Below are 16,904 nucleotides of genomic sequence, written 5' to 3'. Positions count from 1 at the left end.
GAATCCCCGTTCGGGGCCGACCTGCGTGCGGCCTCCGCGCGGTGCTGCCGGAAGCTCAGTCCACCCGTGGGTGGGTGTCGAAGAAGTTCCAGATCGACTCCGTGGCGGTCAGCGCCGTCGAGGGCGGATCCAGCCCGAGCAGGCGCTCCGCCGTCGACTGTTTCGCGCCCGGCCACTGGTGCCCGGCGCCGGCAACGGTGATCAGATCGACGTCGCGCCCGCCGGGGCAGTGCGCCGCCGAGGTGGTGACGGCTCCTGCGGTACGGGCCTCCGGGGTGGGACACCGAGCGATTTTCCGCCACCTGTCGATCTGGTCGGACACGGGCCCACCGTCGATCTTGACCGGTAGCGGCCCGACTCCGCCGTTGTTCAGCGTGCTCGGCCGACCGTCGTACGGGATCACGCCGTCGGCCGTGCCGTGGATGTGGAGCAGGGAGATCGGTGCCGGCGTCGGGCACGGCCCGAGGAGCGTACCGGCCACCACACCGATCGCGGCGAAGGTGGTGGTTTCGCAGGCCAACCGGTAGGCGAGCATCCCGCCGTTGGATATTCCGGTGGCGTAGATCCGGCCTGGGGCGACCGGCAGCTTGGTGGAGAGGTCGGCCACCATCGCCGCGATGAACGCGACATCGTCGACCCCGTCCCGGGCCGGCGATCCGCAGCAGTCGGAGCTGACCGCCCAGGACCGGTTCAGCCCGTCCGGGTAGGCGACCACGAAGCCGCGCTGGTCCGCCATGGCGTCCCACCCGTACGCCGTTTCCGCCTGCTGGCCGCTGCCGAGGGCACCGTGCAACATCACCACCAGCGGTACCGGCGTCGACAACGACAGCTTGGCCGGCCGGTACAGCCGGAACGTGCGGTTTCGGCCGTCCACCGTGAGACGGTGCACGGAGGACCCCGGGGCGACGGCCGGCTTCTCCGGCGCGGGCGCGGTCGCGGTCGGCCCGGTCGGGGCGACGCTGGCCGGTGTGGCCGGTGTGGCCGCCTCCCGCCGCGGCGACCGCCCCAGGTCGCAGCCGGTCAGTACGGTGAGCACGCTCGCGATCGCCAGTACCGCCACCGCGGTGCGACAGGCCCTAGCTCGCCGGTCCATGAATCCTCCATCCCTCGTGGGATCCGGTACTCGTCACTGAACCTTTTTCAACCTGAACCGCGCGGCGCTCACGCCCCGCCTCCGACCTTGTGCTCCGCCGGACCGCAAGGGGAGGTTGAAAAAGGTTCACTGGAGGTCGCTGGCCGGTCGGCATCCTGCACCGACCGGCCAACGACCGGTTACGGAATCGGCACTTCCGGCGGATCGTCACTTCCCTACGCTGGGAAGGCTCACCGCTGCGCGCCGACGGCCGTCTTCTCCTTGGCGGTGGACGGGGCGTTGGCCCCGGGCAGCCGGATCAGCTCCCAACCGCCCTCCGGGATATCGTCACTCCGGTCGGTCCTCAGGTTCATCGGGTTCGCCATGCCGAGGTAGACGGCTGGTCCGTCCACCACCATCGTGCGGATCCCGTAGTTGAGGTAGTTGCCGACCCCGCTGGTGTCCACCGGCTTGGCCGGCCCGTTCGTGCCGTCGAACTCCCACAGGTCGCCGCCGTACGACGCGGGATCGACCGCGCCGAGCCCGCCCTCGACCGCGCTGCGGAGCTCCACCGGCAGATCCTTGACGAGGTAGCTCCAGTCCATCGTGCCGATGTAGAGCGAACCCCCGGCCACCAGCATCTTCCAGGTGTAGTTGTTGTAGCTGCTGCCGAATCCCGCCGCGCCGTACCTGGGCTTGTATCCGGTCGGTTTGAGCTGCCAGTCGCCCGCCCCGTTATTCGCCTCCGGGTCGAACGCGGGCAGCTCCGCCGCGCCGTACAGCAGGTCGGCCGTGGCCTTGCCCTTGTCGAACCTGCTGGCCCGGAAGATGCTAGCGCTCCGCTGCGTGTTCTTCGTGGCGAGGAGGTTCTGCGCCTCGCTCTCCGGCGCGTAGCGTGTCGTGTGGGCCTGCGCGGCCTTCATCGGCACGTGCATCGTCCCCCAGTAGAGGTTCCCGTCATACGAGGCGAGACCGCCGAGGCCGTAGGTCGCGGCGACGACCGGGTCGGGCTCGTACTGGCTCACGTTCCACACCTGTTTCCAGGCGTTGATGTCGGCAGTGGTGAGGCCCCGGCTCCCGTCCACCAGGTATGGGCTCATCCAGACGCCGGCGGTGTGTTCGCTGTCGAAGCTGCGGGCGACGCTGGGCCAGGTCGTGACGAACATCCGACCCTTGTGCACCACGAGGTCCGCGACCTGCTGCGGCAGGCTGGCGACCATGCTGAAGGCGAACGGGCTGCGCTTGCTGCCGGCCCAGCGCAGCACCGCTCCGCCGGCCTGACCGTCGATCCCCATACCCACACCGGCGTAGAGAGCGTGGTCGGCGACCAGGAAGTTCCGGATGGTGCCATATGCGGGGAGGGTTGTCGACCCGAGGTACCTGCCCGACGTACCGTCGAACGCGAACAGGTTCAGGCCGAGGATGCTCGGTCCGCCGAGCAGCACGACGCCCTGGTGTGAGCCGGCGGCACGAATTCCCACCGTCGACTCCAACCGTTGCCGGTCGACCTCAGACCTCCCCCTGATGGCTGCTGTCTTGTCCACCATCTTGCGGGTCGGCTTGTTGTAGACGTAGATCTTCGGCGGTCGCCAGTCACCCCCGGCCGGCGGGATGGCCGGGTTCTCCGACCGTTGCGGGCTCTCGCCGTACTCGCACACGTAGTCGTCGTTCTCGATCGGTGCGGTCACCGCGAGACTTGTCCCGATCGTCAGGCACTGCACGTTGGGCGCCGTCCCGAACCACAGGTTGTCGCCGGATGCCGCCAGGCCCCACACGTACGACTGGTTCACCTTCGGCTGCCCGTCCTCGCATCCGGCCCAGGCCCTGGGCGGCGGGCTGCTCCCGCCGAAGCACTCGTCCGGTGCGGCCTTCGCCAGCAGTTCCGGCGCGATGCCCGGCGCCGTCAGCGCCGGGTTGGCTTCGAGCGGCTTGTCGTCTTCCAGGCGCTTCTCCGCCCGTGGTTCGCCGTCGACGGCTGATTCGCTGTCGGGGGCGGCGCCACGGGCGGCCGGCATGGCGGCGAGCGCGAGCGAGGTCGCCACGAAGGTGGCGGCGGCGGTGGAGAGCAGAGACCGGGCAATCCTGGTCCTGTCCATTCGTGATCCTTTCTCGGGTTGGGATTCGTCGCGTGGCTGTCGCCACGAACGTCGGCAGGGCGGACGGCAAGGGGAAGGTGCGGGAGGAACCCTCTGATGGGCGGCATCCACCGACGCGCGGGGGTGACGCCCCGCGGCGAAGGTCGCTGCTGTCGTCCCGGGAATCGCTTGCGTCGTCCGGGACACCGAGGGTGTGCGGGCTCTGCCTGGGTGTGCAGAGCGGGCTAAATCAGCCTGAAGAAGTACTGAAACGGATGTCCTGCGCCATCGGCCCCTCCGGCCTGAGGTGGGTGTCAACCGGTTACATCATGACGTTAGCTCATGAATGGGGCATTAGGTGCAGGCAATGTGAAACTCCGCGAGGGATCTCGGGAGAAAAGACGAGGAGTCGTAGTTCCGACTGGAGTCGGCCGCGCCAGAAAGACGAGGCTGTTTCAGGAAAGAACCGAAAAATAACTCACTTTTAGCACTTTCGAGTCTATGACCTGCCAAAACGTCGTCAAAGAGCGTAAGTTCGCAGGGGTCAAGACGGCGCCCGTGAGCACCGCACCGGCGCGGTGGACGAGGTCCTCGCCGCGCCTGGCCCTAGGACGGGATTTCGCATGAGTACTGCAACCGCCGGGCGTGATCCGGTCATCGTGGTGAACCCGTGCGGCGGGGTCGAGCCTGGTCCACGGATCGTGGCGGCCGCCGGTAGCGGCGGCGGGGTGGGCGTGCTCGATCTTGCCCGGGGCGACCCCCGGGCGTTGTGGGCACTGGAACAGGCGGCGTCGTGGTCGGCGACGCCGATCGGGGTACGGATCCCGGCGGGTTGTGCCGCTGCGATGACGGATGTGGAGCGGGCCGCGAAGGGCAACCTTGGCCAGGTGGTGTTGCCGCCGGACAGCCCGTGGCCGGTGGGTGAGGCCGCCGGGCGGTACCGAGTGCTGGCGGAGGTGACCAGTCGTACGGAGGCACGCGCGGCGGCCACCGCCGGTGCGTACGGGTTGATCGCCCGCGGCTCGGAGTCGGGCGGACGGGGCGGCGAGCTGAGTTCGTTCGTCCTGTTGCAGCAGTTGCTCGCCGACGAGGCGCTGGACCTGCCGATCTGGGTGGCCGGCGGGATCGGGCCGCGTACCGCCGCCGCGTGTGTGGTCGGCGGGGCGACCGGAGTGGTCCTGGACGACCAGTTGGCGCTGATGCCGGAGTCGGACCTGCCGGAGGACGTGCGGGCCGTGATCGCGCGGATGGACGGCTCGGAGACGGTGCTGCGCGACGGCGTGCGGGGCGTACGCCGGGACGGTCGGCCGGACGGCACCGCCGAGCTGCTCCCGGTCGGTCAGGACGGCTGGTTGGCGGCGGTGTTCCGGGAGCGCTGGCGAAGTACGGCCGCCGCGGTGCGCGGCATCCGTGCGGAGATCGACGACGCGCTCACCGACGACGTCCCGGGCGAACTGCTGGCCCCGGGTTCGCCGTTGGCGCGGGCGCTCGGGGTGCGGATCCCGGTGGCGCAGGGGCCGATGACGCGGGTCAGCGACGTGGCGGCGTTCGCGGCGGCGGTGGCCGGTGACGGCGCGCTGCCGTTCGTCGCGCTCGCCCTGGCCAGCGGCGAACAGTCCCAACGGATGCTGCGGGAGGCCGCGCGGGCGCTGGGCGAGCGGCCCTGGGGAGTGGGGGTGCTCGGGTTCGTCCCGGAGGAGGTACGAGCCGCGCAACTCGCGGCGGTGCGGGAGGTCCGGCCCCGGGTGGCGATCATCGCGGGCGGTCGGCCAGGGCAGGCCAAGGCACTGGAGGCCGAGGGCATCACCACGTTCCTGCACGTACCGTCGCCGGGCCTGTTGCGGCAGTTCCTCCGCGCCGGATCGCGGCGATTCGTGTTCGAGGGCGCCGAGTGCGGTGGGCACGTGGGGCCGCGGACGAGCTTTCCGCTCTGGGAGGCGCAGGCGCTGACCCTGGCGGACTTCCTCGACAGCGCCCCAGCCGGTACCGCCGGTGAGGTGCAGGTGTTCTTCGCCGGTGGCATCCACGACGCCCGTTCGGCGGCGATGGTGGCGGCGCTGGCGGGGCCGTTGGCGCGGCGCGGCGTACAGGTCGGGGTGTTGCTGGGCACCGCCTACCTCTTCACGAGGGAGGCGGTCGACTGCGGGGCGATCCAGCCGCTGTTCCAGCGCCAGGCGATCGCGGCGACCGGTACGGCGATGCTGGAGACGGCGCCGGGACACGTCACCCGCTGCCTGCCCAGCCCGTACGTCGACGACTTCCACCGGGTGCGGCAGGAGCTGGCGGCGGCGGGGGCGGCCGGCCGGCAGGTGTGGGAACGGCTGGAGATGCTCAACGTCGGCCGGCTGCGGATCGCCAGCAAGGGCCGACGGCGCGACGGGGACGCGCTGGTCGCGGTGGACGAGGCGGGTCAGCACGCGGAAGGGCTCTTCATGGCGGGCCAGGTGGCCGTGCTGCGTGACACGCGGACGACCGTGGCCGACCTGCACGCCGGGGTGACCGTCGGGGCGCAGCGCCTGCACGCCGAGCGGAGAGCCGCGCTGGCCGCGACGCCCGAGCCGGAGACCGTCCGGGCCGCACCGGTGCCGGTGGCCCCGCTGGACGTGGCCATCGTCGGCATGTCCTGCGTCTTTCCGGACTCGCCGGACCTGCCCAGCTTCTGGCAGACGATTCTCGGCGGTCGCGACGCCATCCGGGAGGTGCCCGCCCAGCGATGGCCGGTGGAGACCTACTACGCGTCCGAGGTGGCGCCGGGCCGGGCGGGCCGGATCAGCGTGTCGAAGTGGGGCGCGTTCATCGCGCCGGTGCCGTTCGACGCCATCCGGTACGGCATCCCGCCGGCGGCGTTGGCGAGCATCGACCCGACCCAACTGCTGGCCCTGGAGGCGTCGCACCGGGCCCTCGTTGACGCCGGGTACGGCTACGACGTGCCGGGCGTCGACCACTCCCGTACCGGGGTGGTGTTCGGTGCCGAGGCGGGCAGCGACATGGGACACGCGCAGACACTGCGTACCATGCTGCCGGCGTACTTCGGCGACGTCCCCGCCGAGCTGGAGAACCAGCTGCCCAGGGTCACCGAGGACTCGTTCCCCGGCATGCTGGCCAACGTGATCGCCGGGCGGGTCGCGAACCGACTGGACCTGGGCGGACCGAACTTCACTGTGGACGCGGCCTGCGCCTCGTCGCTGGCGGCCATGGACGCGGCGTGCAAGGAGCTGGCGGCGGGCAGCAGCGACCTGATGATCTGCGGCGGCGCCGATCTGCACAACGGCATCAACGACTACCTGATGTTCACCTCGGCGCACGCGCTGTCGCCCACCGGTCGGTGCCGCCCGTTCGACAGCACCGGCGACGGCATCGCCCTCGGCGAGGGGGTCGCCTGTGTCGTACTCAAGCGGCTCGCCGACGCCGAGCGCGACGGTGACCGCATCTACGCCGTCGTCAAGGGGGTCGGTGGGTCCAGCGACGGGCGCGCGCTGGGCCTGACCGCGCCGCGCGCCGAGGGGCAGCGCCGGGCGCTCGACCGGGCGTACGCGCGCAGCGGCATCTCCCCGCGACAGGTCGGGTTGGTCGAGGCGCACGGCACCGGCACCGTCGTCGGGGACCGTACCGAGTTGGAGACCCTGACCAGGTTCTTCGTCGAGTCGGGGGCCCGGTCGGGCAGTTGTACGCTCGGCTCGGTCAAGTCGCAGATCGGCCACACGAAGTGCGCCGCCGGGCTCGCCGGTGTGATCAAGACGGCTCTCGCGCTGTACACCGGGGTCCGGCCGCCGACCATCAACCTGAGCCGCCCCAATCCGGCCTGGGACCCGCAGCGCAGCCCGTTCGCCTTCAACACCTCGGCCCGCCCCTGGAGCGCCCCGCCCGGCGAGCGGTTCGCCGGGGTCAGCGCCTTCGGCTTCGGCGGCACCAACTACCACGTGGTGCTCGCCGCGCACCCGCGTACCCCGGAACCGCGCCACGCGCGCCAGGAGTGGCCGGCGGAGCTGTTCTGCTTCCGGGGCCCCGACCGGGCCGCGGCGCACCGGGGCGTACGGAAGCTGGCCGCCACGCTGCGGACCACCGACCGGTACGGCCGGCCGTGGCGGCTACGTGACCTGGCCGGTACGGCCGCCGCCCAGGCCGACCCACGCTCGGGAGAGGCCCAGGTCGCGATCGTCGCCCGGGACGTCACCGAACTCGATCTGCTGCTGAACCGCGCGCTCGCCGGCGAGCACGATCCCGGACAGGGACTCGTCCAGCCGCCACCGCAGCACACCGGATCCGGCACCGCCGCCGGGAAGGTCGCGTTCCTCTTCCCCGGGCAGGGCAGTCAACATCCCGGCGCCCTGACCGACCTGTTCGTCACCTTTCCCGAGCTGCGCCAGTATCTCGGGCTCGGCCAGGAGTGGGCTGACCTGCTCTTCCCGCCGAGCGCGTTCGATACCGCCACGGAGGGCGCCCAGCAGGACCGGCTCCGCGACACCCGGGTGGCCCAGCCCGTACTCGGCATCGGCGGGCTCGCCGTCGACCACCTGCTCCGCCGGCTCAACATCCACCCCGACCTCACCGCGGGACACAGCTACGGCGAACTCGTCGCGCTCTGCGCGGCCGGCGCGTACGACCCGTCGACCCTGCTGCGGCTCAGCCGGCAGCGCGCCGACGCGATCCTCGCCGCCGTCGGTGACGGTCCGGAGACCGATCCGGGCACCATGGCCGCGGTCACCGCCACCGCCGACCGGGTCGGCGCGGTTCTGGCCAGTTCCGGCCTTGCCGAGCAGGTCGTCCTGGCCAACAGCAACGCACCCACCCAGCAGGTGATCTCCGGCCGCACCCCGGCGGTGCGGGCGGCGATCTCGGCGCTCAAGGCCGCCGGTCTGACGGCTCGCGGGCTCAACGTCGCCTGCGCGTTCCACAGCCCCCTCGTCGCCACCGCCGTCGATCACTTCGCGCAGGTGCTCGCCGCTCAACCGGTCGCCGCGCCCACCATCCCGGTCTGGGCCAACCGCACCGCCACCGCCTACCCGGTGGACGCCGACGAGCTGCGGCACGAACTCGCGGCCCAGCTCGGTGCCCCGGTCCGCTTCGTCGAACAGATCGAAGCCATGTACGCAGCCGGCGCCCGTACCTTCGTCGAGGCCGGACCCGGGCAGGTGCTGACCGGCCTGGTCCAGGCCGTCCTCGCCGACCGGCCACACCTCGCCGTGGCCTGCGACCGGCGTACCGGTGAAGGGCTCCGGGACTTCCTCATCGCCGTGGCACAGCTCGCCTGCACCGGGGTACCGGTACAGACCGGCTGGCTCTACCACGGCCGCGACACCGTCGTGGCGGGCACGACCGAGCCCGACGACCGCCCCTTCTGGACCGTCGACGGGCAGCTCGTCCGCGACCGCGACGGAGGCAGCCTCCCGGGCGGCATGACGCCCCCGCGACGCAGCAAGGAGTTGTCCATGATCGCAACAGTCGGGCCCACGGCCGGTGGCAGCGACGACCGTGACCGGCGGGATGGGCGGGACGAACTGCTCGCCGAATTCCTCCGGACCAATCGCGAGTTGATCGCCGCTCAGCACGACGTCATGCTCGCCTACCTCGGCAGCACCGGCGGCGGACATCTCGTCGGACGGTTACCGGGGAACCACCATCCGGCAGGCCCACCGGTCGAGACCACAGCCGTCACGGCAGGCCCGCCGGTACGGGTCACGCCAACGCCAACGCCAACGCCGGTGGCGAACCATGCCGTACCGATCCTGCCGGCGCCGGTGAGTCAGGCCCGGTCCATCTCGCCGGCGCCGGCCACGGGCAGCCCACCCGTGCCCCTCCCGGCCGGGCCGACGTCGGTCACGGTGCCGATGGTCGAGCCGCCCGGCAACGGAAGAGCCAGCACCGGCGCCGGAGGAGCCGGCATCGGGGCCGGAGGAGTCAGCATCAGCGGCGGAGGAGCCGGCGCTGGCGGTGGCACCGGGAGCGCCGTGGCCGCCGTACCGGTTGGCACGCTCGCGACGGAGCCGTCGGGGCTCGGCTTCCAGGCCGCGGTGTTGGTGGTGCTCAGCGAGCGGACCGGTTATCCGGCCGACCTGATCGAACTCGACCTGGATCTGGAGGCCGATCTCAGCATCGACTCGATCAAGCGGGCGGAGGTGGCCGGCGAGGTGGCCACCCGGCTCGGCCTGTCGGCCGAGGGCGATGAATCGGAGTTGGAGGGGTTGGTGAAGGCCCGGACCGTACGGGCGATGGTCGACTGGCTCACCAGCCGGGTGAACGACGCCGTGGCATCTCCGGTGGCGAACGGTGCGGTGGCTGCCCCTCCGGCGGCCGTCGGCGTCGCCCCGGCGGCCCGGACGATGACGGCGAACGTCGCCGCCGTGGCGCCGCCGGCCGGCGGGCCCGTCGCCCCGGCCGTCTCGCCGGCACCGGGCGGGGACGCGATGCCGATCGCGAGGGACTTCCAGGCCGCCGTGTTGGTGGTACTCAGCGAGCGGACCGGTTATCCGGCCGACCTGATCGAACTCGACCTGGATCTGGAGGCCGATCTCAGCATCGACTCGATCAAGCGGGCGGAGGTGGCCGGCGAGGTGACCACCCGGCTCGGCCTGTCGGCCGACGGCGATGAGTCGGAGCTGGAGGGGCTGGTGAAGGCCCGGACCGTACGGGCGATGGTCGACTGGCTCACCAACCGGGTGAACGACGCCGTGGCCGCCACGGTCCCCGTACGGTCCTCGACCGAGGCCGCCCGACCGGCCGTGGCCGAGGTGTCGTCCGCCGCACCGGTACGGGCGCGTACCGGACCGGCCGTGGCGGTGCCCGCCGGGCAGCAGCACCCGGCCCCGTCACCGACCCCGTCACCGGCCCCGGCGCCGGTGACGGCGGTGGGCGGCCCGAGACCGGTGGACGGTGCCACGTCGCTCGGTGTCGCGCCGACGCGGATGCTAGCCACGATGGTTTCGGTCCCGGAGGCACCGAGGCAACCAGCGACGGCGCTCGCGGATAGCACGCTGGTGGTCAGCGGACCCGCACCGGCCGCCGTACGGCTGGTCGACCTGCTACGTGGACACGGGGCGACCGTACGCATCGGCAGCGCGGCCGAGCCCGGCAGTCTGGACGGGGCGGACGGGCTGGTCCTGCTCGACGGGCTGGCCAGCGGGCAGGCACCGGTGCTCCCGGGTGCGTTCGAGCTGATCAAGAGGGCAGTGACCGGCGGGGTGCCCCGGGTGTTGGCGGTCGCCGACCCGAACGCCGGTGCGGAGGCGGACGGGCTGCGCGGCCTGTTCCGCACCATCGGCCGGGAGCACCCGTCGATCAGCTCGCGCCTGGTCGTCGTGGACGGTACGGAGCCCGCGGAGCGGCTCGCCCAGACACTGGTCGACGAGATGCTGGTCGGGGGCGAGGCGGCGGTGGTGAACCGGCGCGGCGGCCGGCGGTCCGGGTACGACCTGATGCCGGCGAGCCTCGGGGCGCTGGCGGCCGGTGGTGCCGGCCCGGCCGGCGACGGCGTGGCGGAGGCGCGGGCGATGGGACTGGACCGCGACTCGGTGGTGCTGCTGATCGGCGGCGCCCGTGGCATCACCTCCTGGGTCGCCCGTGCCCTCGCGTCGGCTGCCCGGTGCCGGATCGAGCTTGCCGGCCGTACCCCGTTGCCGTCCGGCCCCCCGGATCCGGCCCTGGCGACGGCCACCGACGCGGCGGCGGTGCGGGCGGTGCTCGCGCGCCAGCGGATCGGCTCCCCGGCGGCGATCGCCCGCGCGGCCCAGGGGGTCCTCGCCGGCCGTGAGGTCGAGGCCACCGTGCGGGAACTCGGTGAACTGGGCGCCAGAGTGCGCTACCACAACCTGGACGCCCGCGACGCGCAGGCGACCGAGCGGTTGATCACCGCGATCCACGATCAGTACGGCCGCATCGACGGGCTGGTGTACGCCGCCGGCGTGATCGAGGACAAGCTGATCGTCGACAAGGATCCTGAGTCGTTCGGCCGGGTCTTCGACACGAAGGTGACGGGCGCCCGGTCGGTGCTGGACGCGCTGGACGCCCTCGGCAGTCGTCCGAGGTTCGTCGTGTTCTACGGCAGCATCGCGGCGGTGTTCGGCAACCGTGGCCAGTGCGACTACGCGGCAGCCAACGACGCCCTGGAGACGATGGGCGCCCGATGGGCGGCCCGGACCGGCAACCGCTGCCTGACGGTGCACTGGGGGCCGTGGGCGCCGGCCGAGGGGCACGGCGGCATGGTCAGCCCGGAACTGGGCCGGGAACTCGCCCGGCGCGGCATCGGCCTGATCGACCCGGAGGAAGGCGCACAGAGCCTGCTGAGGGAGTTGGCCTGGGGCGACCCGACGCTCACCTCCGTCGTCTACACCGCGTCGGGCTGGTGACCGGCATGCCCGGTGACCCGGTCGCGATCGTGGGGATGGCGGTGCTGCTGCCGGCCGCGGGTGACCTGGACAGCTACTGGCGCAACCTGGTCGAGGGCGTCGACGCGATCACCGAGACGCCGCCGCACCGATGGGACGCGGAGTTCTACGACCCGGACCGGGCAGACCGGCCGGACCGGCTCTACTGCCGTCGGGGCGGGTTCGTCGACGACCTGGCCACCTTCGATCCGCTCAAGTTCGGCATCATGCCGGCGTCCATCGCCGAGATCGAGCCGGACCAGCTCATCGCGCTGAACGTCGCGGCGGCGGCGATCGAGGACGCCGGGGGAATGGACCGGCTGCCCGCCCGTGAGCGGGTGGGGGTGATATTCGGCCGGGGTGGCATCCTCAGCCCGGCCCAGGCCCGGTACGCGCAGCGGGTGCGGATGTCCAGCCAGGTCATCCAGGTGCTCCGCGAGTTGATCCCGGACCTGCCGGAGAGCCGGTTGGACGCGGTACGGGCGAGGTTCGACGAGCGGCTCGGCAAGCATCAGCCGGAGGGGACGATCGGACTGGTGCCGAACCTGGCCGCCTCCCGGGTGGCCAACCGGCTCAACCTGCTCGGGCCCGCGTACACGTTGGATGCCGCCTGCGCCTCGTCGCTGATCGCGGTGGACCAGGCGATCGGCGAGCTGAACAGCGGCCGGCTCGACGCGGTTCTCGCCGGTGGCGTACACCACGTGCACGACATCAGTTTCTGGTCCGTGTTCAGCCAACTCGGCGCCCTCTCCCGACGGGGCGAGATCCGGCCGTTCGACAGCTCGGCGGACGGGCTGCTCATCGGCGAGGGCACCGGGGTCGTCGTACTCAAGCGGATGGCCGACGCGGTGCGCGACGGCGACCGGACGTACGCGGTGATCCGCGGCAGCGGGATGTCCAGCGACGGGCGGGCCGCGAGCATGGTCAATCCGGCCAGCGCCGGTCAGGTGTTGGCCGTCCGGCAAGCCTGGGCGGCGGCCGGGCTGGACCCGACCGCACCGGACGCGCTGGGCCTGCTGGAGGCGCACGGCACCGCGACGCCGACCGGGGACGGCGCCGAACTCACCACCGTCGCCGAGGTGTTCGGTCCGCATCGGGGTGGGGCACGACCGGTGATCGGTTCGGTGAAGTCGATGATCGGCCATGCCATGCCGGCGGCCGGGATCGCCAGCCTGGTCAAGGCGGCCCTGGCCGTGCACCGCGGTGTGCTGCTGCCGACATTGCACTGCGACACGCCGCGGCCGGAGCTGGAGCGTACCCGGTTCGCGCCGATCACCACCGCCCAGCCGTGGGAGAGCGACGGACCGCGCCGAGCCGGCGTCAACGCGTTCGGCTTCGGCGGCATCAACGCCCACGTGGTCCTGGAGGAGACCCCGGACGCATTCGCGGACCGGCGGGGCGGCACGGGCTCGGCCGGCCCGGTGACCGGGCGGGTGCCGGTGCCCGCAGCGGAGTCCATGGCCGTGCGGGAGTCCGTTGCCGCAGTGGAGTCCGTTGCCGCTGGGGAGGTGGGCGGTCCGGCCACGGTACGGGTCACCGTCGAGCAGCCCGACGAGGTGCTGTGGCTGGCCGCCCCCGAGCCGGCCGCGCTCGCCCGCCTGCTCGACACCGACGATCACGACGTACGCCTCCTCGGTGCCGCCCGGGCGCGTCAGGCCGCCCACGCCGGCGTACGGCCGCTGGCGCCGGACGAACGCTGCCGGCTCGGCATCGTCAGCCCCGACCCCAAACGCCTCGGCACCGCCCGGCGAGCCGTCGCCAGAGGACAGTCCTGGCGCGGTGCCCGGGACATCTGGTTCAGCCCCACCCCACTGCTCGCCGACGACTCCGGTGGGCAGCTCGCCTTCGTGTATCCCGGGCTCGAGGCGGAGTTCAGTCCGCGCACCGCGGACATCGCGGCGCACTTCGGTCTGCCGGACCGGCAGTGGTCCGCCGACGATCTCGGCCGGCACGGTACCGGCGTGATCGAGGTCGGCAGGCTGCTCGACGACGCCCTGCGCCGGATCGGAATCACCCCGCACGCGGTCGCCGGGCACAGCATCGGTGAATGGACCGCCGCGGCCACCACCGGGCAGGTCAGCTCGGCATCCATCGACGAGTTCCTCGCCGCGTTCAACTCGACGTCGGTCGAGGTGCCCGGCCGCGCGTTCGCCGTGATCGGCGGGGCCGCGGAACAGGTCACCCCGCGACTCGCCAGCTTCCCGGGGGTGGCGCTCTCCCACGACAACGCGCCCGCCCAGTGCATCGTCAACGGACCCGAGAGCGAGATAGAACTGCTCGTCGAGGCGCTCCGCGACGACGGCCTGCTCTGCCAGAAGCTGCCGTTCCGCTCTGCCTTCCACACGCCGATGTTCGCGTCCGGGTTGGAGTCGATCGGCGCGGCCCTGCGTCGCTGGCAGGTCCGCCCCACCCGGGTACCCGTCTGGTCCAGCACGCTCAGGGCGCCGTTCCCCACCGAGCCGGCCCGGGTACTGGAGATCTTCGTCCGGCACATGCTCGAACCGGTCTGGTTCCGGCAGACCGTCGGGGCCATGTACGACTCCGGCGTCCGGGTGTTCCTACAGGTCGGCGCCGGACAGCTCGCCTCGGTCATCGGCGACAACCTGCGTGGCCGCGACCACCTCGCCATGCCGGTCAACGTCACGCACCGCAGCGGGCTGGACCAACTGCGCCGGGTCGCCACCGCACTGTGGGTCGAGGGCGCCGCACCGGACCTGCGCGTCCTCGCCGCGCGTACCCGGGTCACGGCGCCCGCCACCGCCCAGCCCGCCCGCCGAGGCCCGACCGTGCGGCTCGACCTCGGTGGCCCGCTGGTCCGCCTCGGGGAGGGAGCCGACGGTCTGCTCGGCGTCTCGGTGCACCTCGCGCCGGGCGGCAGCCCGGAGGACGCCGGTGGCGCCGGCGCCACGTCCAGCCCGATCGAGGTAGCGGGCAGACCCGGCTCAGCCGCTGTGGAAGGAGCCGTCCCCGTCCCGGCGCAGGACTCCGTGGGGGCGCGGGCCTCGGCAACGGCGCGGGACTCCGTGCCGGCGCCTGCCTCGACAACGGCGCAGGACTCCGTGCCGGCGCGGGCCTCGACAATGGCGCAGGACTCCGTCCCGGCGCAGGATTCCGTGCCGGCGCGGGCCTCGACACTGGCGCAGGATTCCGTGCCGGCGCGGGCCTCGATAACGGTGCAGGACTCCGGGTCGGCGCAGGGCTCGGTGGTGGCGCCGGCCGATGCGGCGCTGCCAGGATCGTCGGCCCTGGCCACGCTGCACAGGCTCGCCGGCCACTCCAGTGCTGCGGCGGAACTCGCCACGCTGCTCTCCGCCACACCGGCCGTCGAGGCCACCGATGGTGGGACCGGGCAGACGACCCCGACACCACCGCCGCGCCCGTACCGCACGGTCCTGCGGGTCGCCCTCGACACCATGCCGTACCTGCGTGACCACTGCTTCTTCGTCCAACCCGACGACTGGCCCGACGCGGAGGACCGCTGGCCGGTGGTACCGGCCACCACCGTCGTCCAGCACATGGTGGACGCCGCCGAGCAGGCCGCCCCGGGTACCCGGGTGGTCGGGGTACGCGCCGCGCGGTTCAACCGTTGGTTGATCGCGGCGCCGCCGCAGGACGTCGAGATCACTGCCCAGCCGGTCGGACCGGGCCGACTCGATGTGGTCCTCGACGGTTACGCCCGCGCGACGGTGGAGGTGGCGCCGGACTACCCGGCCGACCCTCCGGCGGTCTGGCGGTACGACCCGGCCACCGAGCGCCCGCCAGAGTTGCCCGCCGACGAGATGTACGCCGAACGCCTGATGTTCCACGGTCCCCTGTTCCGGGGCGTGACAAAGGTGCACGCCCTCGGCGACATGCACGTCCGTGGCGTGGTGACCGCCCCGGCCCCGCCCGGCGCGCTGCTCGACAACGCGCTCCAGTTGGTCGGCAACTGGCTCATCACGACGCAGCCGGTGCGGACCGTGGCGCTGCCGATGGAGTTCGGCCACGTCCGGTTCTTCGGGCCGTCACCGGCGCCCGGTACGACGCTCGAGTGCGTGGCCCGGGTGCGCTCGATCGACGACCGGCAACTCGTCGCCGACACCCAGCTCTCCGTCGACGGCCGGGTGTGGGCACAGATCGAGGGCTGCGTCGACCGGCGGTTCGACAGCCATCCCACAGCCCGTCCGGCGGAGCGCTTTCCCGAGCGCAATCCGATGTCGCTGCGCCAACCGGAGGGCTGGAACATGGCCTTCGACTGCTGGACGGACCTGGTCACCCGCGGCATGGCCGCTCGCGGCATCCTTGGTACCAGCGGTTACGCCGACTACGAGCGGCAGCCGCCCAGGGAACGCAAGCACTGGCTGCTCGGCCGGATCGCGGTCAAGGACGCCGTCCGCTTCCAGCAGTGGGAAGCCGGCCATACCGACGTCTACCCGATCGAGTTGACCGTCACGAACGAGCCGAACGGCCGGCCCCGGGTACGCCTGCGGCCCGGTCGGGGCTTCCGCGACTGTCACGTCTCACTCGCCCACACGGCCGAGGTCGGAGTGGCGATCGCGAAGCCCCGCCCGCCCGACGCACCGCCCGGTGCCCCCGGCGTCGGCATCGACGTCGCCGAGATCGCGGACCAGCCGGACGGCACGGTCATGGCCGCGCTGTCCGAACCGGAACGGCGGCTGCTCGCCTCGGTGGCGACCGGCGAGGACCTGTCCCCGTGGCTCGCCCGCTTCCAGGTCGCGAAGGAAGCCGCCGCCAAGGCGGAGGGCACCGGCCTCACCGGGGACCCGGGCCGGTTCGCGGTGGTGGACGCCAACCCGAGCACGCTGATCGTCGAGGTCGGCGACCGCGTCTACCAGGTCGCGCACCGAGACGTGGCGAATCCTGAAGACCTGCCGGTACGGCGGTACGTCGTCGGCTGGACCTGGGGGCCGGAGCCTGCCCACCGAACCGGCCGCCCGTAGCGACCGGACCACGAGAAGGGACATCACATGCCTGTGGACCGGGCCGTGATCCTCGCCGAGGTTGGCGAGATGCTGCACGCGATCCTCGACGACGCCGGAGTCGACGGTGAGATCACCATGGCGACCAGGTTCCAGGACGACCTGGAGATGGAGAGCATCGACGTCGTCTCCCTCGCCGGTCGTCTACAGGGGCGCTACGGCGACGCGGTCAACCTCGCCCAGCTCGTGGCCGGCCTCGACCTGGACTCGATCCGGCAACTACAGGTCGGCCAGCTCGTCGAACACATCGCCGCCGCGCTCGACCGGACGGAAGCCAGCGGCACCCCGGACACCAGCGTCGGCACCGTAGACACCAGCCAGGGCAGAGCGGGTACGCCGGCATGAGCGAGCTTGGCGAGCGAATCGTGTGGTTCAGGGTGTGTGTGCCTCGTGGCGGCATGGAGCGAAGCGGAGTGCC

General features: G+C 72.4%; 5 protein-coding genes. 3 read left to right on the top strand and 2 right to left on the bottom strand.

Features of this window, described 5'->3' with window-relative positions; all coding sequences use genetic code 11:
- Positions 1 to 55 precede the first annotated feature (55 nt).
- The gene (locus Pma05_RS02600) at positions 56 to 1,093 is read right to left on the bottom strand and encodes a CE1 family esterase (protein WP_203855619.1); all 1,038 of its coding nucleotides are present in this window, start codon (positions 1,091 to 1,093) and stop codon (positions 56 to 58) included.
- A 230-nt stretch (positions 1,094 to 1,323) separates the two neighbouring features.
- Complete coding sequence (locus Pma05_RS42265) at positions 1,324 to 3,168, bottom strand: hypothetical protein (RefSeq protein ID WP_239311561.1); 1,845 nt, start codon at positions 3,166 to 3,168, stop codon at positions 1,324 to 1,326.
- 602 nt (positions 3,169 to 3,770) lie between these two features.
- Here Pma05_RS42265 and Pma05_RS42260 point away from each other — a divergent pair.
- The 3 genes from Pma05_RS42260 to Pma05_RS02580 are packed head-to-tail and all read left to right on the top strand — an operon-like array spanning position 3,771 to position 16,831.
- The gene (locus Pma05_RS42260; RefSeq protein ID WP_239311560.1) at positions 3,771 to 11,489 is read left to right on the top strand and encodes a type I polyketide synthase; all 7,719 of its coding nucleotides are present in this window, start codon (positions 3,771 to 3,773) and stop codon (positions 11,487 to 11,489) included.
- 5 nt (positions 11,490 to 11,494) lie between these two features.
- Positions 11,495 to 16,447 carry a type I polyketide synthase gene (locus tag Pma05_RS02585; RefSeq protein ID WP_239311611.1) on the top strand — a complete coding sequence of 1,651 codons (4,953 nt, stop codon included), beginning with the start codon at positions 11,495 to 11,497 and terminating at the stop codon, positions 16,445 to 16,447.
- 27 nt (positions 16,448 to 16,474) lie between these two features.
- Positions 16,475 to 16,831, top strand: a complete 357-nt coding sequence (locus Pma05_RS02580) for an acyl carrier protein (protein ID WP_203855617.1) — start codon at positions 16,475 to 16,477, stop codon at positions 16,829 to 16,831.
- Positions 16,832 to 16,904 lie beyond the last annotated feature (73 nt).

The sequence above is a fragment of the Plantactinospora mayteni genome (genome assembly GCF_016862935.1).
Lineage (GTDB): Bacteria > Actinomycetota > Actinomycetes > Mycobacteriales > Micromonosporaceae > Plantactinospora > Plantactinospora mayteni.
The sequence above is the reverse complement of the archived record's forward strand: the minus strand, read 5'-3'. Positions and strand labels throughout refer to the sequence as shown.